The organism is Cryobacterium sp. 10I1 (assembly GCF_035019805.1).
Lineage (GTDB): Bacteria > Actinomycetota > Actinomycetes > Actinomycetales > Microbacteriaceae > Cryobacterium > Cryobacterium glucosi.
In genome coordinates, this window is record NZ_JASJVF010000483.1 from 1 (window position 1) to 1,243 (window position 1,243).

The 1,243-nt window shown below is 72.6% G+C and carries 1 protein-coding gene; it reads right to left on the bottom strand.

The annotated features are described in order from the left end of the window. Positions 1-1,243: SbcC/MukB-like Walker B domain-containing protein (locus QN345_RS19245; protein WP_323509137.1), on the bottom strand; the 1,243-nt coding region annotated here is incomplete at both ends.

Below are 1,243 nucleotides of genomic sequence, written 5' to 3' on the forward strand. Positions count from 1 at the left end.
ATCATCCGCGGGGCGTGTGGGTTGGTCGCGGTGCGATAGTGCGAGGACGCCGCCGCGAACAGCGGGATGCTCGCGGCGAGCACCCGCTCGCCGCCCGACGCCGGGCCGGTCGCCGACTTCCAGGCGCCGCCCTGCTGCCGCTCGACCGTGAAGCGGTGCCAGCGGCGGTAGTCGAGCGCCTCGCCGAGGTGGTCGTACCAGTTGCCGGCCTCGTCGGCGTCACGCACTTCCGCGATCCGGGCCTGCAGGAAGCCTCCGAGCGCGGCCCGATCGGATTCGTCCCAGACATCCGCCGTCGTCGCGAGCAGGCGCCGGGCCTCGGTCAGCCCGGCCGGCCCGTCCGGGCGCGGTTTCCAGAGCACCCGCAGGATCATGCCCGTCGTGGTGGGCCTGGCACGAAGTTCCTCGTTGAGCTGAACGATCTGCCGGTCGGCGTCTCCGATCAGCTCGGACAGTTGCGCGCCGACCTCGGTCACGAGGTGTGACTGGATGATCTCGCGCTCCTTCGCGCTCAACAGCCGCAGGTGCTGCTCGATCTGCTCTCCGAGCTGCTCGCCGAGTTCCACGAGCAGCATCTCCCGTCCGCGGAAGGTCACGACCACGCGCACCCCGTCGTCGTTCGGATAGTAGGCTGCCTCGTGCCCGTGCCGGCCGAGCGAGCGTTGCAGGTCGGCGAACTCGGTGAACACCTGCGACTGCAGCCGGCTGTACTTCTCGTCGGAGGCGTCGACCTCGGGCAGCGCAGCCTCGATCGCGCGGGCGAGCTGCACCCCGCGGGTCACGGTCCAGTCGGTGTCTCCCCCGGCATCCGGTTCGACGACGGCCAGCGCGGCGAGGTCGGCCACTTGCACAAGGCCGAGCGCGGTCGTGCGCTGCAGTGCGGCGACGGCGGCGACCCGGTTCGCGGCCACGCGGTCCTGGTCCGCACGGATGCCGCGGAGCCGCTCCCCGAGACCGGCCTTCTTCTCGCCGTCCCGGCGAGCGCTCTCGCCCAGGCGGCGCAGCTCGGCACTGATCGACTTCAGCTCGGCGACCACGGCGGCGACCCGGTCCCGGTAACCCTGCACGTCGGCGCCGAGCTGCCCGCGCAGGGTCTCAAGGTAGCTGCGGCTGCGGGTACGTTCGCCGGCGGCGGACTCGACCTCGGCCAGGGTCCGGTCGTGGTCGTCGCTGGCGGCGGCGAGCAGGTCTTCGGCTCGCCCGATCCGACGCCCGGCGGATGCCCAGCGCTCGGCCGCGTGCC